The sequence below is a fragment of the Aeromicrobium erythreum genome (genome assembly GCF_001509405.1).
GTDB classification, from domain to species: domain Bacteria; phylum Actinomycetota; class Actinomycetes; order Propionibacteriales; family Nocardioidaceae; genus Aeromicrobium; species Aeromicrobium erythreum.
This window is the reverse complement of record NZ_CP011502.1, coordinates 1,221,718-1,242,464: the sequence shown is the minus strand read 5'-3', so window position 1 is coordinate 1,242,464 and position 20,747 is coordinate 1,221,718. Positions and strand designations below refer to the sequence as shown.

16 protein-coding genes are annotated in these 20,747 nt (G+C 73.7%); 8 read left to right on the top strand and 8 right to left on the bottom strand.

Annotated elements, in window-relative coordinates; all coding sequences use genetic code 11:
* The first annotated feature begins 251 nt into the window (after positions 1-251).
* Both Aeryth_RS17875 and Aeryth_RS05925 read left to right on the top strand, forming a co-directional pair.
* Entirely contained in the window at positions 252-1,109 is an 858-nt protein-coding gene (locus tag Aeryth_RS17875) for a hypothetical protein (RefSeq protein ID WP_158509184.1), read from the top strand.
* Between the two features lie 25 nt (positions 1,110-1,134).
* Positions 1,135-2,508, top strand: a complete 1,374-nt coding sequence (locus tag Aeryth_RS05925) for an ABC1 kinase family protein (protein WP_067855897.1) — start codon at positions 1,135-1,137, stop codon at positions 2,506-2,508.
* 3 nt (positions 2,509-2,511) lie between these two features.
* Here the strand turns inward: Aeryth_RS05925 and Aeryth_RS05920 are convergent, their stop codons facing one another.
* Positions 2,512-3,150, bottom strand: coding sequence for a LysE/ArgO family amino acid transporter (locus Aeryth_RS05920; protein ID WP_067855894.1), 639 nt, complete (start codon positions 3,148-3,150; stop codon positions 2,512-2,514).
* Positions 3,151-3,219: 69 nt separating this feature from the next.
* Here Aeryth_RS05920 and Aeryth_RS05915 point away from each other — a divergent pair, with 69 nt between their 5' ends.
* Positions 3,220-4,107 carry an ArgP/LysG family DNA-binding transcriptional regulator gene (locus Aeryth_RS05915; RefSeq protein ID WP_067855891.1) on the top strand — a complete coding sequence of 296 codons (888 nt, stop codon included), beginning with the start codon at positions 3,220-3,222 and terminating at the stop codon, positions 4,105-4,107.
* Here Aeryth_RS05915 and Aeryth_RS05910 read toward each other — a convergent pair.
* Entirely contained in the window at positions 4,088-6,130 is a 2,043-nt protein-coding gene (locus Aeryth_RS05910) for an ATP-dependent helicase (RefSeq protein WP_067855888.1), read from the bottom strand. The two genes, Aeryth_RS05915 and Aeryth_RS05910, sit on opposite strands and share 20 nt — an antisense overlap.
* Positions 6,131-6,278: 148 nt before the next feature.
* Between Aeryth_RS05910 and Aeryth_RS05905 the strand changes: the two genes are divergently transcribed.
* The gene (locus tag Aeryth_RS05905; protein ID WP_067855885.1) at positions 6,279-6,521 is read left to right on the top strand and encodes a mycoredoxin; all 243 of its coding nucleotides are present in this window, start codon (positions 6,279-6,281) and stop codon (positions 6,519-6,521) included.
* A 122-nt stretch (positions 6,522-6,643) separates the two neighbouring features.
* On the opposite strand, the gene nudC is transcribed toward Aeryth_RS05905, so the two are convergent.
* The 5 genes from nudC to moeZ form a co-directional block, all read right to left on the bottom strand.
* A complete protein-coding gene (gene nudC / locus Aeryth_RS05900; RefSeq protein ID WP_067855881.1) occupies positions 6,644-7,534 on the bottom strand; it encodes an NAD(+) diphosphatase in 891 nt (296 codons plus the stop codon).
* Positions 7,531-10,677 (bottom strand): ATP-dependent DNA helicase, encoded by a 3,147-nt coding sequence (locus Aeryth_RS05895; RefSeq protein WP_067855878.1) that lies wholly within the window; start codon positions 10,675-10,677, stop codon positions 7,531-7,533. Before Aeryth_RS05895 ends, nudC begins: the two co-directional genes overlap by 4 nt.
* Positions 10,674-13,934, bottom strand: a complete 3,261-nt coding sequence (locus Aeryth_RS05890; protein WP_067855874.1) for an ATP-dependent helicase — start codon at positions 13,932-13,934, stop codon at positions 10,674-10,676. The genes Aeryth_RS05895 and Aeryth_RS05890 overlap by 4 nt, the downstream gene beginning before the upstream one ends.
* A gap of 31 nt (positions 13,935-13,965) precedes the next feature.
* The gene (locus Aeryth_RS05885; protein WP_067855872.1) at positions 13,966-14,268 is read right to left on the bottom strand and encodes an MGMT family protein; all 303 of its coding nucleotides are present in this window, start codon (positions 14,266-14,268) and stop codon (positions 13,966-13,968) included.
* 827 nt (positions 14,269-15,095) lie between these two features.
* Positions 15,096-16,268, bottom strand: a complete 1,173-nt coding sequence (moeZ, locus tag Aeryth_RS05880) for an adenylyltransferase/sulfurtransferase MoeZ (protein ID WP_067855869.1) — start codon at positions 16,266-16,268, stop codon at positions 15,096-15,098.
* Between the two features lie 171 nt (positions 16,269-16,439).
* Between moeZ and Aeryth_RS05875 the strand changes: the two genes are divergently transcribed.
* From Aeryth_RS05875 to Aeryth_RS05865, 3 genes are all read left to right on the top strand, one after another.
* Positions 16,440-17,081, top strand: coding sequence for a TetR/AcrR family transcriptional regulator (locus Aeryth_RS05875; protein WP_370186822.1), 642 nt, complete (start codon positions 16,440-16,442; stop codon positions 17,079-17,081).
* A 44-nt stretch (positions 17,082-17,125) separates the two neighbouring features.
* Complete coding sequence (locus Aeryth_RS05870; protein WP_067855863.1) at positions 17,126-17,362, top strand: DUF3107 domain-containing protein; 237 nt, start codon at positions 17,126-17,128, stop codon at positions 17,360-17,362.
* A 63-nt stretch (positions 17,363-17,425) separates the two neighbouring features.
* Positions 17,426-18,058: a DUF2461 domain-containing protein gene (locus Aeryth_RS05865; RefSeq protein WP_067855860.1), complete on the top strand. Its 633-nt coding sequence runs from the start codon at positions 17,426-17,428 to the stop codon at positions 18,056-18,058.
* Positions 18,059-18,235: 177 nt separating this feature from the next.
* Here Aeryth_RS05865 and Aeryth_RS05860 read toward each other — a convergent pair whose 3' ends face one another.
* The gene (locus Aeryth_RS05860) at positions 18,236-18,994 is read right to left on the bottom strand and encodes a ferritin-like fold-containing protein (RefSeq protein ID WP_067855857.1); all 759 of its coding nucleotides are present in this window, start codon (positions 18,992-18,994) and stop codon (positions 18,236-18,238) included.
* 209 nt (positions 18,995-19,203) lie between these two features.
* Between Aeryth_RS05860 and Aeryth_RS05855 the strand changes: the two genes are divergently transcribed.
* Positions 19,204-20,712 (top strand): DEAD/DEAH box helicase, encoded by a 1,509-nt coding sequence (locus tag Aeryth_RS05855; protein ID WP_083516583.1) that lies wholly within the window; start codon positions 19,204-19,206, stop codon positions 20,710-20,712.
* The last annotated feature ends 35 nt before the right edge of the window (positions 20,713-20,747 follow it).

Genomic DNA, 20,747 nt, shown 5'->3' with positions numbered 1-20,747 from the left:
GTACCGTCGGAACGTCGGTCTCCACCGGCTCAGACCCGTCTGTCCACGGGCCGTCCACACCGACCGACGGCGATGCGCACATCTTCCCCACAGACTTGTCCACAGGAGTGGACAACGGTTCTGCCAAGTCGGTTGACGCGCCCCTCTGGGACCCCTACGGTGTCCTCAGCCGGGCTCCCGAATCAGGTCCGCAGGGGAAGGCAGACCCTCGGGAGCCCGGCTCTCGCACGTCCGGCCCCCTGGATGCCTCCGTGGGCGCTGTGGACGCCCGCTGGTCCGCACCCGTCGAGCCCCGCAAGGTGGCGGTCATGACGTTGCGGCCCGTCCTCCTCCCGGGAGCCGACGTCGTGCGTCGTGACGCGCGACGACTGACCGTCGTCGGCCGACCCGACGTGGTGCTCACCGACCGACCGGGTCTCCTCGCCCTCCTCCGGCTGCTCGACGGTCGCAGCCTGGAGTCCGTCGAGCGACTGGCCCGGGAGAGGGTCCCGGAGCTCGAGGACGACCCGCGCTCGGTCGTGCAGCACCTGGTGGCCCGTGGCGCGCTGCGGCCTGGTCCGCCCCCCACGCTGCCGCGCCTCTCGGTCCGCATCCGGGCGTGGGCGGGCAGCGAGCACGTCGCACAGGTCGTGGCGGGCGCGGTCGACGCGCTGGGGCTGCGGCCCGACCCGGTCGGCGACGCCGCGCTGCTCCTGCTGGTCGCGGCCGGCGAGCCCGACCGGCACTGGGTGGCGCGAGCGGTCGAGACCGGTCTGCCGGTCCTGCCCGTCGTGGTCGACGAGCACTGGGCCCGCGTCGGTCCGCTGACGGTCGCGGGCAACACGTCGTGCCTCGGGTGCCACGACGCCGCACGCGCCGCCGCGGACCCGACGTGGGCCGCGGTGGTGAGGCAGCTCGGTCGCCCGCTCGTCGCCGCTCCCCCACCGTCGCCGGGGCCGGTCCTGCTGCACCGCCTCGCCGCCGCGGTCGCCGAGCAGACGGCGGCCTGCGCCGGACCGGATCGTCCCGAGACGGTGGGTGGCGTGCTCCACCTGCGCGGACGCGACGTCGTGCGCGAACCGGTCCCGGTCCACGAGGGCTGCACGAGCCTGCTCCACCGGGACGCCTGAGCCGATGGCACCTATCCTGGAAGACGTGGAGCCACAGGAGCCGGACGACACGACGGACGACCGCGGCACTGGCCGCCGGAGTCGGTCGTCGCTCCCGGTCGGGGCGTTCACGCGTGGCGCGAAGCTCGCGGCCCTGCCGGTCGGGTTCGCGGGCCGCACCGCCCTCGGCATGGGCCGGCGGATCGGCGGCGCGCCCGCCGACGCCGTGCTGACCGAGGTGCAGCGGCGCACCGCCGAGCAGGTGTTCAGCGTGCTGGGCCAGCTCAAGGGCGGCGCCATGAAGATGGGCCAGGCCATGAGCATCTTCGAGGCGGCGCTGCCCGAGGAGATCGCAGCGCCCTACCGAGAGACGCTCACCCGTCTGCAGGACGCCGCCCCGCCCATGCCGGTCGACGTCGTGCACCGTCAGCTGACCGCCGAGCTCGGCGGCGACTGGCGCGACCGGCTCGTCGAGGTCGGCGATCAGCCCGCCGCGGCGGCCTCCATCGGGCAGGTGCACCGCGGTCGGTGGCACGACGGACGCGAGGTGGCCGTCAAGATGCAGTACCCCGGTGCCGCGAAGGCGCTGCGCTCGGACCTGCGTCAGCTGTCGCGCATCTCCCGGCTGCTCGGGGTCCTCGCGCCGGGCATCGACGTCAAGGCGCTGCTGCAGGAGCTCGAGGACCGGGTGGTCGAGGAGCTCGACTACACGCTCGAGGCCGCCGCACAGCAGCGCTTCCACGAGGAGTACGCCGACGACGCCGAGATCTTCGTGCCGAGCGTCGTGCACGGGACCGAGCGCGTGCTCGTGAGCAGCTGGATGGAGTCCACCGGCTCGCTGGCCGACCTCATCCGCGACGGCAGCCAGGACGACCGCGACCGCTACGGCGAGCGCTACGTGCGGTTCCTGCTCACCAGCCCCGACCGCGTCGGGCTGCTGCACGCCGACCCGCACCCCGGCAACTTCCGTGTGCTCCCCGACGGACGTCTCGGCGTCGTCGACTTCGGTGCGGTGGCACACCTGCCCGACGGGCTGCCTCCCGCACTCGGCCCGCTCCTCACCGCCGCGCTGGCGGGCGACGCGCAGGCGGTGACCGACCACCTGCGCAGCGAGGGGTTCCTGCGTCCCGGCACCAAGATCGATCCCGAGGTGATGGCCGGGTACATCGCGCCGTTCGTCGAGCCGGCGGGCGCCCCGACGTTCACGTTCTCGAGGGCCTGGCTGCGTGAGCAAGCAGGCCGGGTCGGCCTCGGCGGCGAGGGCATGTCGACGTCGATGAAGATCAACCTGCCGCCGGAGTACCTGCTCATCCACCGCGTCTGGCTGGGTGGCGTCGGCGTGCTGTGCCAGCTCAACGCGACGGCACCGTTCCGCTCGATCCTGGAGGAGTCGATCCCCGGGTTCGAGCCACCGGACTGAGGCTCAGCGGAGCACGAGGCCGGCGGCCAGCACCAGCATGACGCAGCCGATCGCGCCGTCGAGCAGGCGCCACGCGCGCGGCTCGCGCAGCCAGCGGCCCAGGTGACGCGCACCGAACCCGAGCGCCGCGAACCAGACGACGCTGCCCGTCATGGCGCCGACAGCGAACCACCCACGGGCGTCACCGTGCGAGGCGGCGACCGACCCCAGCAGCACGACCGTGTCGAGGTACACGTGCGGGTTCAGCCATGTCAGGGCGAGCGCGGTCAGCCCGACCCGCGCCGCCGACGGCCTCACCCGCACCGCCAGCCCGCCGCCTGACTCGACGCGGGCGTCGCCGTCGACCTCGAGCGACTCCCCCGACCCCGTGACCGCCCGGCGCAGCGCCAGGACCGCGTAGCCGGCGAGGAACGCCGTGCCACCCCAGCGGGCCGCGTCGACGAACCAGGGCACCGACTCGACGAGTCGCCCCAGGCCGACGACCCCGACGGCGACGAGCACGACGTCGGAGAGAGCGCACACCGCCACCACCAGGCCGACGTGCTCGCGACGCAGCCCTTGCCGCAGGACGAAGGCGTTCTGCGCGCCGATCGCGACGATGAGGGCGAGGCCGGCACCGAGGCCGGAGAGGAGGCTGGTCACGCAGCCACGCTAGGGCGCAAGCATCTTCAGGACCAGCGAAGAATTCTTCAGGTGCATTAGCATGGCTTCATGTGGTCCGACCCCGTCGCCGTGCGCACCGTGGCCGCGGTGGTCGAGGCCGGCACCTTCGACGGCGCCGCCCGCGCCCTGCACGTGACGCCGTCCGCGGTGAGCCAGCGTGTGAAGGCCATCGAGGAGTCGGTCGGCCAGCGCCTGCTGGTGCGCACGACTCCCGTGCGGCCGACGGCCGCCGGGGAGGTCGTGCTGCGCTACGCCCGACGTCTGGCCCTGCTCGACGAGGACGCCGCGACCGAGCTGGGCCTGGCCGAGGCACGCCTCCCCCGCCTCGCCGTCGCCGTGAACGCCGACTCCCTCGCCACCTGGTTCCTCGAGGCGGTGTCGCGGTTCACCCGCACGAGCGACGTGCAGGTGGAGCTGTACCGCGAGGACCAGACGCGCACGGCGCGCATGCTCGAGGACGGCACGGTGATGGCGGCGGTCACGGCCCGCGCCGAGCCGGTGCCCGGGTGCCGGGCAGTCCCGCTCGGCGCGCTGACCTACCGGGCGATGGCGTCGCGCACCTGGATGGACCGCTGGGCCCCCGACGGGGTCGGCGAGGCCGAGCTGCGGACCGCACCGCGCGTCGACTACGACCCGACCGACTCGCTCCAGGCCGACTGGCTCGCCGCGCACGACGTCGACGCGTCCCTGACCCCACGCCACCTCGTGCCGTCGCCGCACGACTTCGCGCGGGCCGTCTCCCTCGGTCTCGGCTGGGGCCTGCTGCCCGCCGAGCACGCCGCCACGTACGGGCCCGACCTCGTCGACCTCGCAGGTCCGACGATCCGCTCCCCGCTGTCGTGGCAGCGCTGGCGGACGCCGTCGAGCCTGCTCGACCGGCTGACCGACGTCGTGGTGGCGACGGCCGCCGAGCGCCTCAGCCCTGCTGGGCGATGACCTCGAGCACCGCCTCGCCGTAGCGCTCGCGCTTCGTCTGGCCGATCCCCGGGATGCCGACGAGCCCGTGGGCGTCGGCGGGGCGCAGCTCGGCCAGGGCGAGCAGGGTGGCGTCGGTGAACACGACGTAGGCCGGCACCTTCGCGTCCGCGGCGGTGGTGCTGCGCCACTCCCGCAGACGCTCGAACACCGCGCGGGCGTCGGCGTCGAGCGACTCGAGCTCGACGTTGCTGCGCTTCTTGGGGCGCGGCCCGGCCGAGCCGCCGCGCGCCGGGTGGTCCGGCGGCAGCAGCGGGTCGAGGAACCGGGTCGGCTTGCGCCCCTGCCGCCCGCCGGGCTTGCGTGCCCGCGCCCAGGAGATGGTCAGGTGGCGCCGCGCCCGGGTGACGCCGACGTAGAACAGCCGACGCTCCTCGGCCACGGCCTGCGGGGTGTCGGCGTGGGTGATGGGCATCATCCCCTCGTGCGCCCCGACGCAGAACACGGCGTCCCACTCCAGGCCCTTGGCCGCGTGCAGGGTCGCGAGGGTCACGCCCTCCGCGGTGGGCGCGTGGGCCGACTGCGCGCGACGGTCGAGGTCGGCGAGCAGCTCGGTGAGACCGGCCTCCGGCTGGGACTCGGCGAGGTCGTCGGCCATCGTCACGAGAGCGTGCAGCGACTCCCAGCGGTCGCGCGTGGCGCCCGGACCTGACGGCGCGGTCTCGGTGTGTCCCATGCTCGCCAGGACCGCGCGGACCTCGTGCCCGAGCCGACCGTGGTCGGGGGCGTCGACGTCGACCGTCGCGTCGGCCCCGTCCTCGCCGGCGCGCGCCGCACCGCGCAGGAGGGTGACGGCCTGACGCACCTCGGCGCGCTGGAAGTAGCCCTCGACCCCGCGCAGGGTGACGGGGACGTCGCGCTCGCCCAGCGCCTCCTCGAAGGCCTCCGACTGCGCGTTGATCCGGAACAGGACGGCCATCTCGCGGTAGGGCACCCCCGAGCGGTGCAGCCGGACGACCTCGTCGGCCACCGCGGACGCCTCGCTCGGCTCGTCGCTGTACCCCAGGTAGCGCACGGGCTCGGCGGGAGCGGCCTGCGCCTGCAGCGGTCGGCCGTGGGCCTCGCCCCGGACGCCGTCGAACACGGCGTTGGCGACGGCCACGACCTGCGGGGTGGAGCGGTAGTTGCGCACCAGCGAGACCCGCTCGGCGTCGGGGTAGCGCTGGGCGAAGTCGGCGAGGATCTGCGGCGACGCCCCGGCGAAGGTGTAGATGGTCTGGCGCGGGTCGCCGACGACGCAGACGTCGTCGCGTCCGCCGAGCCAGAGGTCGAGCAGCGTCGACTGGAGCGGGTTGACGTCCTGGTACTCGTCGACGACGAACCACCGGTACTGGCGTCGGACCTGCGCGGCGATGCGCTCGTCGTCGGCGAGGATCGCGGCGGTGATGAGCAGGATGTCCTCGAAGTCGATGCGCCCGCGCTCGCGCTTGACGTCCTCGTAGGCGGCCATGACCGCGGCGACCCGGCCCGGGTCGAGGTCGGCGACCTCGCGTCCGCGGCGGCGGGCCACATCGGGGTAGTCGGCGCCACGGACGTTGCTGACCTTGGCCCACTCGACCTCGGCGGCGAGGTCGCGGATGACGGCGTTGTCGGGTCGGCGGATGCCCTCACGGCTCGCGGCCTCCGCGACGAGGCCGAACTTGGAGCCCACGACCTCCGGCAGCTCGGTGCCGTAGACCTGCGGCCAGAAGTACCGCGCCTGGCGCAGCGCGGCGGAGTGGAACGTGCGGGCCTGCACGTGCGGCGCGCCGAGCTGGGCGAGCCGTCCGCGCATCTCGCCCGCGGCACGCGTCGTGAAGGTGAGCGCGAGCACCTCGGTGGGCACGTACAGGCCGGTCGCGACGCCGTAGGCGATGCGGTGGGTGATGGCGCGGGTCTTGCCCGTCCCGGCGCCCGCGACGATGCAGACCGGGCCGCGCAGGGCCTCGGCGGCGGCCCGCTGCTCGGGGTCGAGGTTCTCGAGGAGGTCCTCGGGGCTGGGCACGCGGGCACTTCTCCTCGGTCGGGGACGGGTCGGGGGGTGCCGGACAGGCCGGCGGGGCGGAACAAGCCCGGCCGTGGTGTCGTTGACACCCGTGGCACCGGCGTCGTCGACACCGGTGCGACCAGCCTAGACCGCACAGGAGACAACGATGACCGGCGACTTCACCCTCTACTCGACCCCGTGGTGCGGCTACTGCCACCGGCTGAAGTCGCAGCTCCAGCGCGAGGGCATCAGCTTCGAGGAGGTCGACATCGAGCAGGTCCCCGAGGCCGCGGCGATCGTCGAGAAGGCCAACAACGGCAACCAGACGGTCCCCACCCTGGTGTTCGCCGACGGCACCGCCCTCACGAACCCGTCCGTCGCGCAGGTCAAGGCCCAGCTGGGCGTCTGACCCCCTGGCGGTAGGTGAGCCGCGGAACGAGTGCTGGCGGTCGCGGACCCGCGTCATCGTCGTCAGGTGACGCGCGCCAGCTACCGCTCGCTCGAGCTCCGCGGCGGCCTACCGCCCCGACGTCAGTACCAGCCGGACGGGATGCGCTCGCCCAGCCAGCTCTCGATGAGCCAGCTGGAGATCGAGACTCCGGACGGCGGGAGCAGCAGCGTCCCCGCCTCGCCCTGCGCCAGCAGCTCCTCGCGGGTGACCCACTGGGCCGCCGCCATCTCGACGCCGTCGACCTCGATGTCGGTGGCCGTCGCCCGGCCGAAGAAGCCGACCATGAGGCTCGCCGGGAAGGGCCACGGCTGGCTGCCCGCGTAGGCCACGTCGCCGACCACGACACCGGACTCCTCGGTCACCTCGCGGCGGACGGCGTCCTCGAGGGTCTCCCCCGGCTCGACGAACCCCGCGAGCGTCGACCAGCGACCCTCCGGCCAGCTGGCCTGGTGCCCGAGGAGTGCGCGGTCCTGGTCGTCGGTGACGAGCATGATGACGGCGGGGTCGGTGCGCGGGAAGTGGTCGGTGCCGCACACGGTGCACCGGCGCAGGTGGCCGGCCGACCGGATCTCGGTGGCCCCGCCGCAGCGCGGGCAGAACGGCGTGGCGGCGAGCCAGCGGGCCATCCCGACGGCGTGGACGGCCAGGGAGAGGTCGTCGGCACCGAGCAGGGGCGCCAGGACGCGGATGCTCACCGGCACCAGGTCCTGCGGCACGCGCTCGACGACGACCGCGGCGTGCGGCACCCCGGCGAGCTCGCCGAGGAAGATCCACGTGCCCTCCGGCGCCTCCTCGCGCGGCAGCCAGCGCAGGGCGGGCCCGTCGACCGTCGCGACGTGCTCACCGCCCAGCACCAGCACGCGCACCTGCGGACCGTCCCACGCGTCGTCGGCCCGTAGCAGGCCCGCACGGTCGTGGCGGGCCCGGTCGAAGGCGAACGGCGGGGTCGCGGACGAGGTCGAGGCGCTCACCCTGCCAGGTTAGGCCCGGGTCCGGTCCCGGGCGCGAGCAGCGCCTCGAGAGCCTCACGGTCGAGCAGGTCCTCGGGTGCGTACCGCACCACCGTGCCGAGACGCACGTAGTAGAACGCGCCCGAGACGAGTGCGGGGTCGAGACCCTGGAGCTCGGCCCACGCCAACCGGTACAGGCTGAGCTGCAGCGGGTCGGCGTCGGCCTGTCGGCTCGTCTTCCAGTCGACCACCTCGAAGCCACGGCCGGCCGGCGTGGTCGTGGCGAAGACGGCGTCGATGCGGCCGACCACCTGCTGGCCGGCCAGCAGCATCGAGAAGGGCGCCTCGATCGTGTGCGGCGTGCGGTGTCCGTACGGGCCCGACTCGAACCGCTCGATGACGTCGGCCAGCTCGGCGTCGTCGGCGAGCTCGACGTCGCCCTGTCCCGGCAGCTCGGTGGGCTCCAGCAGAGGTCGCTGGCCGTAGTGCGACTCGACCCAGGCGTGGAACCGGGTGCCGAACCTGGCGGCGCCCGAGGGCTGGCGCGGCATCGGCCGCGCCAGGGTGCGCGCGAACGACGACTCGTCCTGCGCCAGGGCCAGCACCGCCGTCGCCGACAGCGTGGACGGCAGCTCGACGGGACGCGCCTCGGCCTGCGCCGCCTCGGCCTCGGCGAGGAGGAGATCGATCTCGAGGGACAGCTCGGCCACGCGGTCGCCGGGGACCGGCAGCTCGGGCACCGGCGTCCCGCCCCCGTCGAGGGCGGCCAGGACCTCCGCGGCGAGCGCTCGCCGCCCGTCGAGAGCCGGTGGCTCCACCGGCCACGCGATCCCGTCGGCCAGCACGAGGTGCGGGTTGGTCTCGTCGTCGGCGGGAGGCTCGGCCCAGTGCAGCGGGTCGATCCCCTGCTCGGCGAGCCAGTCGCGCGTGGTGAGCAGGAAGTCCGACGGTCCGAGCGGCTTCAGCTGGGTGCGTCCCCACCAGTGGCCGCTCACGACCACGTGCTCCTTGGCGCGGGTGTAGGCGACGTACCCGAGGCGGAGCTCCTCGAGCAGGTCGGCCTCGCGGCTCGCCGCGCGCAGCTCTTTGCCCGCGGTCGGCGTCCACTCCGCGAGGTCGGGCAGGCTCGCCGCGTCGCCACGCAGCGACGTCGGCAGCGCGCTGCCGTTCGTCAGCCAGCTCGGCCGGCCACGACCGGACGGGAACACGCTGCTCGACACGAGGGGCACGAACACCGCGCCCCACTCCAGGCCCTTGGAGCGGTGGATGGTCAGCAGCTTGACCGAGTCGGCCTCCGAGGGCGTCGTGACCTCCATGCCCTCGTTGAACTCCGACTCCGCCCGCAGGTAGGTCACCAGGCCCGTGAGCGAGGCGTAGCGGTCGGTGGCCCCGTAGTCGGCCACGGCGTCGAGGAACGTCGCGAGGTTGTCGGACGCACCCTCGACGTCGCCGGCCTCGAGCTCGACGTCGAGGTCGAGCGCGCGGACGGCCCGACGCGCGAGGTCGAGCAGCGGCTCGCCCACGTGCGCCCGGACGCGGTGCACCACCCGCGAGAGGTCGGCGAAGCGCTCGAGCGCGCGGGGGTCGTAGGGCAGGTCGCCGGGGTCGTCGAGCGCCTCGGCGAGCGAGACGACCTCGGTGGGGTCGGTGCCCTCGACCGCGCGGGCCAGCTCCTCGGCGAGCGTCGCGTCGTCCTGGGCGCCGTGCGCGCGTCCGCTCAACGTCGCGGCACGTCGACCGAGCAGCGCGAGGTCGCGGGGTCCGACGTTCCAGCGCGGCCCGGCCAGCAGCCGGAGCACCGCGGGGTTGGCGGTGACGTCCTCGACGACCTCGAGCAGGGAGACGACGTCGAGCACCTCGGGCTGCACGAGCAGCCCCGCCAGGCCGACGATCTCGAAGGGCACGTGCGCGTCGCGCAGCGCCTTGACGATCTCGCCGTTCTCGCGGGCCACCCGTACGAGGACCGCGATGTCGGCCCACGGTCGGCCGGCGTCGTGCTCGGCGACGACCCCGGCGACGAGCGCGGCGATCTCCTCGTCGACGGTGCGGTGCAGCGCGACGTCGACGCGCCCGGTCAGGTCGGCGGCCGAGACGAGCGGGGAGACCACCGACGACGACGCGTAGAACGGCTGCGCCAGGTGGTTGGCGGCCGCGATGACCTCCGGCGCGCAGCGTCGGGTCTCCACGAGGGCGAACTGGCGACCCCGGCTGCCGTCGGCGGCCGGGAAGTCGTCGAGGAACTCCTCGAGGTTGCCGGTGGCCGCTCCGCGCCAGCCGTAGATGCCTTGCGCGGGGTCGCCGACGGCCGTGACGGGGAGCCCGGAGAACAGCGCCTGCAGCAGGTCGCGCTGGGCGACGGAGGTGTCCTGGTACTCGTCGAGCAGGACGACGTCGTAGCGCTCGAGCATGGCGGCCCGGACCTCCGGCAGCTGCGCGAGCTGGGCGCCCCAGGCCATCTGGTCGGAGAAGTCCATGACGCCGTCGGCGGCCTTGGCGACGCGGTAGGCCTCCACGAGGAGGCTGAGCTCGCTGCGCTTGAGCGCGGTCAGCGCGGCGTCGCGCAGCAGCGCCGGCTTGCCGACCGCCTCGAACTCCGCGACGACGGCGGCGTCGTGCTGGCGCAGCTGCTCGGGGCTGACGAGGTGCTCGGACAGCTGGGAGTCCAGCGCCATCACCTGGCCGACCAGCGTGGGCACGTGGGTGCCGATGAAGCGCAGCTCGCGGTCGTAGGCGGAGATCACGCGGGCCATCCGCTGGAACCGCGACGCGTCGGTGACGACCTGCAGGTCGGGCTCGATGCCGAGCCGCAGGCCGTGCTCGGTGATGAGCGACCCGGCGAACGCGTGGTACGTCGAGGCCGTGACGTCGCCCCACGGGTCGCCCGGGTCGGCGGGCAGGTGCTCCAGGCTCGCCCGGATCCGCTGTCCCAGCTCGGCGGCCGCCTTGTTGGTGAAGGTCAGGCCGAGGATCCGCTCGGGTGCCACGCCGAGGTGGCCGACGAGCCACAGCACCCGCGCCGCCATGACCGTCGTCTTGCCCGACCCGGCCCCGGCGATGATGGCGCCCGGGCGGTCGAGCCCGGCGGTGATGGCGGCGACCTGCGGCTCGCTGAACGGGATGCCGACGAGGTCGCGCAGGTGCTGCGCGTCGCGGACGAGGCTCATGCCTGCTCCTCCCCCGCGACCGGCCCGCGCTGGCGGACGAGGATGCTGGCGCCGTCGTCGTGGGCGGGGCAGACCCGGCGGAACTGGCACCAGCCGCAGGCGTTCGGAGAGGCGGTGGCGACCAGCTGCTCCTCGGCGACGGTGCGCACGCTGCGCCGCAGCTGCTCCACCGCGAAGAACGGCTGGTCGTCGCGGGGGCCGTCCTGCGGCTGGACCTTGGGGGCGCCGGAGGCGTCGACGCGCAGCTGCACCAGCTCCGCACCGGCCGCGTGACCGTCGGGGACGACGTCGGCGGTGGCGCCGTGCTCGACCGCGAGCTGGTAGACGCCGAGCTGCGGGTGCTCGGCGATGTCGCGCGAGGACGGCGGGTTCTTGGACGTCTTGAGGTCCACGACGTGCACGCCGCCCTCGTCGTCGACCTCGACCCGGTCCATCGACCCGCCGAGGCGGACCGCGCGCCCCTCGACCTCGACCTCGACGTCGAAGGGGTGCTCGGCCGCGACGACGGTGCGCGGGTTCTCGGTGTGCCAGGTGGCGAACCGGCCGAGCGCCTCGACGGCGGCGGTCTTCTCGCGGGCACCGACCCAGGGCGGGAGGTCGAGCTCGTGCCAGACGTCGTCGAGGTGCGCCGACATGGCGGTGACGTCGGGCGTGACCCCGGTGCGCACGACGTCGGCGGCGATGGCGTGCACGATCGAGCCGAAGCCCTGCGCCGACGTGGTGGCGTGCGCGCCGCGGGCCTCGTGGTCGAGGAACCACTGCAGGGGGCACTGCTCGAGGGCGGACACCTGGCTGCCCGAGAGCCGGATCGGCTGGTCGGCGGGCCGCAGGGGTGCGTCGGAGGTCGTGCGAGGCGCCAGCCCCCACCAGCGGTCGGGGTGGGCGGCCCGGCTCGCCGGGTGGCCGGCCAGCCGTGCGAGCTGCTCGGCGACGCGCCTCCGCTCGGCCGGGTCGTCGGTGTTCTCGCCGATCCGCCGCAGCTCGGCCACGGCGGAGCGCAGCGACAGCGCGCGGCGCGGTCGGTGCTCGGTCTCGGGCAGCGTCCGGCGCGCCGGGCGGTCCTCGTCGGGCTGCGTCAGCGACGTGTGGAGCTCACCGACGAAGCGCGACGGCTGGTCGCCGTCGTCGGAGCCGCTGGCGACGGCGGTGACGACGAGCCGCTCGCGGGCGCGGCTGCACGCGACGTAGAACAGCCGACGCTCCTCCGCGATCGCCGAGCGGGTGCTCGGGTAGGGCGCCACGCCCTCGCGGGTCAGTCGTTCGGGCTGCAGCAGGCTGCTGCGCAGGCGCGTGTCGGGCCACTCGCCGTCCTGCACGCCGGCCACGACGACGAGGTCCCACTCCAGGCCCTTGGAGCGGTGCGCCGTCATGAGGCGGACGGCGCGGGTGTCGTCGGGGGCCTGGGCGAGCGTGTCGGAGGGGATCTGCTGCGCCTCGAGGGCGAGCACGACCTCGCCGACCGAGCGATGCGCCTCGCGCTCCTCGGCGCGGGCAGCCTCGGCGAACAGCGCGCAGAGGGCGTCGAGGTCGTGGTGGGCCCGGGCCGCGCCCTCGCCACCTGACTCCGCCTCGGCGCGCAGCCGCTGCGGCCAGGTGGTGCCGTCCCACAACGTCCAGAGCACCTCCTCGGCGGACGCGCCGGCCGCGAGCTGCTCGACGGCGCGCACCAGCAGCCCCGAGACACGTCGTGCCTGCTGGACGGCGAGGCCCTCGGGACCGTCGGCGGCGAGCGTGGCGAGCCGGGGCGGGTCGGCGAGCACCTCGGCGAGGAGGAGACGTGAGGGTCGAGGCCGGCCGTGCTCGGCCGCGTCGTCGCGACGCAGCACGCGGCCGAGGCGTCGTAGTCCGGCCGCGTCCATCGCGCCCAGCGGGCCGGTGAGCAGCGACGTGGCCGCCTCGGGGTCGAGCGGCTCGCCCGCGTGCAGGGTCTGCGCGGCGTGCAGCGCGGCGAGCAGGGTGCGCACGGCGGGCTCGACGGCGAGGGGCAGCTCGTCACCCGCGACCTGGACGGGCACGCCCGCGGCGGACAGCGCCCGGTGGAGCCGGTCGAGGTGGGCCGAGGAGCGGACGAGCACCGCCATGCGGTCCCAGGGGACGGGTCGGTCGGCCACCAGGTGGGCTTCGCGCAGCAGGAGCGCCACGTGCTCGGCCTCGGCGGTGGCGGAGGAGAACGTGCGCACCTCGACGCTGCCCGACCGCTCGGGATCGGTGGCCGGCGAGCGTAGCGCGGCGAGGCGCTCCCCGTCGGGACCCGGGACCGCTCCGCGGTTCTCGACGACCGAGCGGACCGCCGCCGCGATGGCGGCGCCGTAGCGGTTGGTGCGGGCGAGGGTGAGCACGGCGGGCTCGCCGAGCGGCGTGGCGAACTGCTCGGTGAAGCGCAGGATGCCGGTGACGTCGGCGCCGCGGAACCCGTAGATGGACTGGTAGGGGTCGCCAACCACGACGAGGTCGCGACCGTCGCCGGCCAGGGCCTGCAGCAGCGCGACCTGCAGCGGGTCGGTGTCCTGGAACTCGTCGACGACGACGAGCCGGAGCCGGTCGCGCCAGCGGCGCCGGCACTCGGGGTCGTCCAGGAGCGTGACCGCCTGGAACACGAGGTCGGTGTGGTCGATCGTGTTGGTGAACGCGGCCACGGAGGTGACGTCGTCGAAGAAGCGGGCGGCGGCCTGCCAGTCGGCGCGACCGGTCTGCTGGCCGACGGCGAGGAGGTCGACGCTGTCGAGACCTTGCGCGCGGGCGGCACCCAGCAGACGCTGCAGCTCCGCCGTCAGGCCGCGCGTGCGCAGCGCGGGCCGCAGCGCCTCGGGCCACTCCTGCGGGTCGGTGCCGGCGAGGAGGTCGGCGAGCACCGCGTCCTGCTCGGGCGCGCTCAGCAACGAGACGGGGCTGCGGAAGTCGGTGGTGTCCTGCTCGGCGCGCACGAGCGCGTAGCAGAAGGAGTGGAAGGTCATGGCCGGCGTGGTGGCCACCGTGCGACCCAGCCGTCGGGCGATGCGCGCCCTGACCTCCTGCGCCGCGGCCCGGCTGAACGTGAGGACGAGGACCTCGTCGGCCGCGACCGCGCCGGACTCCACGCGCTGCGCCATCAGCTCCACCAGCGTCGTCGTCTTGCCGGTGCCCGGCCCCGCCAGCACCTGGAGCGGCCCGCCGACGGTGGCGACGTGGTCGAGCACGGCCTGCTGGCTCGGGTCGAGCACCACCCGCCGCGCCGCCGTCGCGGGCTCGGGAGGCTGGATGCGGTACTCGACGGTCACGTGACCATCCCAGCAGAGGCCACCGACAGGCTCAGGACGCCCCCGCCTCGCCCCACAGCGCCTCGGCGACGTGCACCCGACCGTTGCGCACCGGCGTGCCCTCCTGCGCCCACCGCTGCTGCGCCTCCATCATCAGCGGCGCCGGCAGCGTCCCGTCGGCCCGCGGCACCCGCCACCAGCACACGGCGTGCCCGTACAGCGACATGATGCGCCCGACGTAGCGCGGGCCGTACCCGCCGGCGACCACCTCCGCCACCCGCCCGTACGGCAGCACCCGTCCGGCCGGGATCCGCTCCACCAGCCGCAGCACCTGCTCGACGTACGCCTCGTCCACCCCTCGATGATGCCTGGCGACTGCGTCGGCGCGGCCCCTCGGTCGGGTGGGTGCGGTGGTGCGGCTCATCGTCGACCTGCGGCTGCAGTGGTGCGGCTTCTCGCTCGGTGGGGCTGCGTCGGCGCGGCTTCTCGTCGACCTGCGGCTGCGCTGGCGCAGCTTCTCGTCGACCTGCGGCTGCGCTGGCGCGGCTTCGACTCGTCCTGCGCTCCGCAAGGGCCTCGACCGGGCGGCTGGCGACGGCGCTGGTCCGGGGTCCCGGGCTGTGGGTTCGTCTCGAGGGTCGAGCGGTGGGTCTGCCACCGAATCGTCGTCCGCGGTGGATCTGCCACCTTCTCAGCGCTGAACAGGTGGAGAATCCACCGCCGACGGGGCCAGACGTGGCAGAAGTTCTCCCTTCTCGTGGACCGTGCCACGAGAAGGAAGAAGCACTACCCACCCCACCCCCAAGGGCACCCACGATTCTTCCTTCACGCGCTCGAGGTCCAACGCTTCTGCGTCGGTGACGGGATCCCGTAGCCAAGGCAGAAGCCTCGGAGTCCCACGCACGAACGCAGATTCCTGCGTCCCACGCGGGCCACGGCCCGAGACCCCAGACCAGCGCCGCCGCCAGCCGCCCGGTCGAGGCCCTGGCGGAGACCACACCCAGCGCCAGCCGAGGCAGCGCACCACCACGACGAGACCCCCGCAGGCAGCGCACCAGCAAACCCAGACCCCCCGCGCCAGCGCACCACGAAGCCCACACCCCCGCGCCAGCGCACGCCCCCCACACGCACCGACGCCGCGGGCGGGTGCTCGAGGCACCCGTTTCGCGGCGTCGGGGTGGGTCAGTACGACGGCTGGCTGGGGTCGATCTGGTCGACCCAGGCCACGACGCCGCCGGCGACGTGGACGGCGTCCTTGAAGCCGGCGCCCTTGAGGACGGCGAGGGCCTCGGCGGAGCGGACGCCCGACTTGCAGTGCAGCACGATCTGCTTGTCGTCGGGGAGCTCCGAGAGCGCCTTGCCGTTGAGGAAGTCGCCCTTGGGGATGAGGATCGAGCCGGGGATGTGGTTGATGTCGCGCTCGACCGGCTCTCGGACGTCGACGAGCACGAAGTCGCGTCCGCCGTCGCCCCGCTCCTTCAGCCACCCGTCGAGCTGGGCGACGGAGATCGTCGACCCGGCCGCGGCGTCAGCGGCCTCGTCGCTGATCGCACCGCAGAACGCCTCGTAGTCGCTGAGCAGCTCGGTCGGCAGCTCGCCCTCGGGGTCGCGCTGGATCTTCAGCGTCGTGTACCGCATCTCGAGTGCGTCGTAGACCATCAGACGGCCGATGAGCGGGTCGCCGATGCCGGTGATCAGCTTGATCGCCTCGGTGACCATGATCGACCCGATCGACGCGCACAGGACGCCGAGCACGCCGCCCTCGGCGCACGACGGGACCATGCCGGGCGGCGGCGGCTCCGGGTAGAGGTCGCGGTACTGCGGCCCCTCCTGCGCCCAGAAGACCGACACCTGGCCCTCGAAGCGGTAGATCGAGCCCCACACGTACGGCTTGCCGAGGATCACGGCGGCGTCGTTGACGAGGTAGCGCGTGGCGAAGTTGTCGGTGCCGTCGACGATGAGGTCGTACTGGCTGAAGATGTCGAGGACGTTGTCGTTGTCCAGACGCGCCTCGTGCACGATCGTCTTCACGTACGGGTTGACCTCGGCGACCGACTCGGCGGCGCTGACGGCCTTGGGCCGGTCGATGTCGGACTGTCCGTGGATGACCTGGCGCTGCAGGTTCGACTCGTCGACGACGTCGTCGTCGATGATGCCGAGCGTGCCGACGCCGGCGGCCGCGAGGTACAGCAGGGCCGGCGAGCCGAGCCCGCCCGCGCCGATCACGAGCACCTTGGCGTTCTTGAGCCGCTTCTGCCCGTCCATCCCGACGTCGGGGATGATCAGGTGCCGGCTGTAGCGACGGACCTCGTCGATGGTCAGTTCGTCGGCGGGTTCCACGATGGGGGCGACCACGGCTGCTCCTCGCAGTGACGGTGAAGGGGACGTCCGGCACAACGCCGGTCGTGTCGTCCATTGTTCCCCGACCGTCCGACATGCGGTACCGACGTCCGTCCCGTGGACGCCTCGCGCCGACACGGGGTGCTCGCCGACGAGCGTGTGGGGACCGGGCACTAGGCTGTGCGGGTGAGCGAGACCCCGATCCTGCGCACGCGCGCCGGCCGACTGCCGCGCCGCGCCCGCCGCGCCCAGCTGCTGGAGGTCGCACTCGAGGTCTTCGTCGAGCAGGGCTACCACGCCGCGTCGATGGACGAGATCGCCGAGCGCGCGGGCGTCTCCAAGCCGGTCGTGTACCAGCACTTCCCCGGCAAGCTCGACCTCTACCTGGCGCTGCTGGAGTCCTCCTGCGACGAGGTCGTCGACGACATCAAGCGCGCCCTCGCCTCCACGCAGGACAACCGTCACCGCGTCGAGGCGACGATGCAGCTCTGGTACCAGTACGTCGCCGACCAGGGCGCGGCGTTCCGGCTGGTCTTCGAGTCCGACCTGACCAACGACCCCGACGTGCGCGAGCAGGTCGACCGGGTCGTGCGCGAGTCGGCGCTGGCGATCGCCGAGGTCATCCGCGAGGACACCGGCCTGCCGCAGGACGCCGCCTACCTCCTCGCCGTGAGCCTGGTCGGCATGGGCCACGTCGGCGCCCGCAACTGGCTGGCCGAGGCGTCGTCGCTGTCGCAGCAGGACGCCGTGCGTCTCGTCGGGCGGCTCGCCTGGCGGGGCATCGGCGGGTTCCCGCGCGACGTCACCGACGCCGACGGCGCCGAGTAGCCCCTTCTCCCACCCGCCCACCCGCACGTCAGAGAGGACCGACCATGGAGGTCAAGATCGGCGTCCAGAACGCCGCCCGCGAGCTGTCCGTCGAGACCAGCGAGGCGCCCGACACGGTGCTCGCGAAGCTCGACTCCGCGCTGAAGGACGAGACCGTCTTCAGCCTCACCGACGACAAGGACCGCACGGTCGCCGTGCCGGCCGACAAGGTCGCCTACCTGTACTTCGTCGCCGACACCGGCCGCAAGGTCGGCTTCGGCGCGGTCACGCAGGAGAACTGAGGTCCTCGGCTCGCGGGTGCTGCCACGCGGTGGCACCCGCAGCCCCGGCCTAGGCTCGCACCCGTGACCTTCGCAGGCTTTCCCGTCGCCGCGCTCGACTTCTACGACGACCTCGAGGTCGACAACACGAAGACGTTCTGGGAGGAGCACCGGCACGTCTACGACGAGGCCGTCAAGGCGCCGATGGTCGCGCTCACGGCGGCGCTGGAGGACGAGTTCGGACCCGCCAAGATCTTCCGGCCCTACCGCGACGTCCGGTTCGCGAAGGACAAGACGCCGTACAAGACGCACCAGGGGGCGTTCGTAGCCGTCGCCCCGTCGACCGGCTACTACGTGCAGGTCGGCGCGCCCGGCGTGCGCACCGGCGTCGGGTTCTACCAGGCCCCGCCGGCGCGGCTGGCGTCGTTCCGGGAGGCCGTGGACCACGAGACGTTCGGGGTGGGGCTGCAGCGGATCCTCGGCCGGGTCGAGCGCCAGGGCTGGACGGTCGGGGGCGACGCGGTGAAGACCGCTCCGCGCGGCTGGTCGGCCGACCACCCCCGCATCGACCTCCTGCGGCACCGCTCGCTGACGCTCGGTCGCGAGCACGGGTTCGCCCCGTACGTGCACACCGCGGAGCTGCTCGACCACGTGCGCGCCGACTGGCGTGCGGGCAAGCCGTTCATCGACTGGATCCTCACGCACGTGCGCGGCTGACCCCGACGTCGAGGACCGCCCGCGCCCCGCCGAGCGGTAGGTGGCGCGCGAATCCTCGCCCGGGGCGGTAGGTCGCGCGCGGCAAACGCTGCCCGTTCCGCGGGTCACCTACCGCCAGCACGGCCGAGGCGCGCGCCACCTACCGCCCAGCGGGACAAGAGGGCGGGGCGGGGCGACCTATGCGGCCAGGCCGAGGCGGGCCATGCGTTCCGTGTGCGCCTCGGTGATGCGGGTGAACATGCGCGAGATGGCGGTGAGGTCGAGTCCGGGGGTCTCCACGCCCCCGACGAGGACGGCGCTCAGCGCGTCACGCTCGGCGACGAGCGTCTGGGCCTGGCGGAGGGCCTCGCCCATGAGCCGACGTCCCCACAGGGCGAGCCGGCCGCCGACGCGGGGATCGGCCTCGATCGCGGCGCGCACCTGCTCGACGACGAACTCCGAGTGCCCGGTGCCGCTGAGGGTGTCGATGACGGTCGTGCGCGTGACGGGGTCGAGGTAGGCGGCGATCTCGCGGTAGAAGTCGGCGGCCAGCCCGTCGCCGACGAAGGCCTTGACCAGGCCCTCGAGGAAGTCGGCGGGCTTGGTCTTGCGGTGGAAGTCGCCGAAGGTGGCGGCGAACGGCTCCATGGCGTCGAAGGGGTCCTCGCCCATCTCGACGAGGCGGTCGCGCAGCACCTCGAAGTGGTCGAACTCGGCGGCGGCCATGGTCGCGACCTCGACCTTGCTGCGCAGGTCGGGGGCCATCTGGGAGTCGGCGACGAGCCGCTCGCAGGCGCTGATCTCACCGAAGGCGAGGACGCCGAGCAGCTCGACGACCCCGCGGCGGTACTCGGGGTCGTCGAGGGCGCTGGCGACCGGTGCCGCGGGCGTGTCGTCCGGGGGTGCGGCTGCGTCCTTCGGGGCCGACGGGTCGCTCGACTCTGCGTGGTGGGCCATGCGCCGCAGCGTAGCGCTCCCCCGCCACTCGGCTCCTGATTCCCGGGACGCACGTCCCAACCGGTACCCTGGTGGTGCCCTTGGGGCCGTATCTCCGTCGTGAGCTCTCGGACGCACCGTCGTCGACGCCGCCTCACGACTCGACCCGAGAACCCTTTGTTCCCTCACGAATTCGAGATCCTGTGACCACGTTCACCGACTTGGGCGTCATGCCCGAGATCGCCGACGCGCTCGACGCCGTCGGCATCAGCAGCCCGTTCCCCATCCAGGAGATGACCCTCTCCGTCGCGCTGATGGGCACCGACCTCATCGGTCAGGCGCGCACCGGCACGGGCAAGACGCTGGCCTTCTCCATCCCGGTCATCCAGCGCACCGTCGCCCCGCACGACCCCGACTACGACCAGCTGGCGGCTCCCGGCAAGCCGCAGGCCCTGGTCGTCGCGCCCACCCGCGAGCTCGCGCTGCAGGTGGCCAACGACATCAAGACGGCGTCCGCGAACCGCGGCACCCGCAACCTCACGATCTACGGCGGCGTGCCCTACGAGGGCCAGCTCGAGGCGCTCGAGAAGGGTGTCGACATCGTCGTCGGCACCCCCGGGCGCATCCTCGACCTCGCCAACCGTCGCGCGCTCGACCTCTCTCACGTGAAGTCGCTCGTGCTCGACGAGGCCGACGAGATGCTCGACCTCGGCTTCCTGCCCGACGTCGAGGCGATCCTCGCCAAGACGCCCGAGACCCGCCAGACGATGCTGTTCTCGGCCACGATGCCGGGCGCGATCGTGTCGCTGGCGCGCAAGCACATGCGCCACCCGATGAACATCCGCGCCGAGTCACCGGAGGAGAACCACACGGTCCCCGCCACGGCGCAGTTCGTGTGGCAGGCCCACGAGCTCGACAAGCCCGAGGTCATCGCCCGCATCCTGCAGGCTGAGGACGTGCAGCGCGTCATCATCTTCACGCGCACGAAGCGCACGGCGCAGCGTGTGGCCGACGACCTCATCGACCGCGGCTTCCCCGCCTCGCCCCTGCACGGCGACATGGCGCAGGGCGCACGCGAGAAGGCGCTGCAGGGCTTCCGTGACGGCAAGGTCGACGTGCTGGTCGCCACCGACGTCGCGGCCCGCGGCATCGACGTCGCGAACATCAGCCACGTCATCAACTACAACTGCCCCGAGGACCACAAGACGTACGTGCACCGCATCGGTCGCACGGGTCGCGCCGGCGCCTCGGGCATCGCGGTCACCTTCGTCGACTGGGCCGACCTGTCGCGCTGGAAGCTGATCAACGCCGAGCTCGACCTGCCGTTCGCGGACCCGCAGGAGACGTACTCGACGTCGGACCACCTGTTCCACGACCTCGGCATCGACCGGTCCGTCAAGGGCCGGCTCAAGCCGCCGTCGCCGAAGGAGCCCCGCAAGGACGGCGACCGCGGCGGACGCGGTGGCCAGGGCGGTCGCGGGCAGGGCGGCGGACGTGGCCGCGACGGCCAGGGCGGACGCGGGCAGGGCGGCGGACGTCCGCAGGGCGAGCGCTCCTCCGGTCCCCGCACCGACCAGCCGCAGGACGCGCAGGCCAAGGACGGCCAGGGCGGCGAGGGCACCGGCTCGAGCCGCAGCCGGAACCGTCGTCGCCGTCGCACCCGCGGCGGCCAGAAGGTCGAGGGCCAGAACGGCACCCAGACCGCCTCGAGCGAGACGGCACCCGCCTCGGCGGACTGACCCGCACCACGACGAAGGGCCCCACGCCGCGGCGT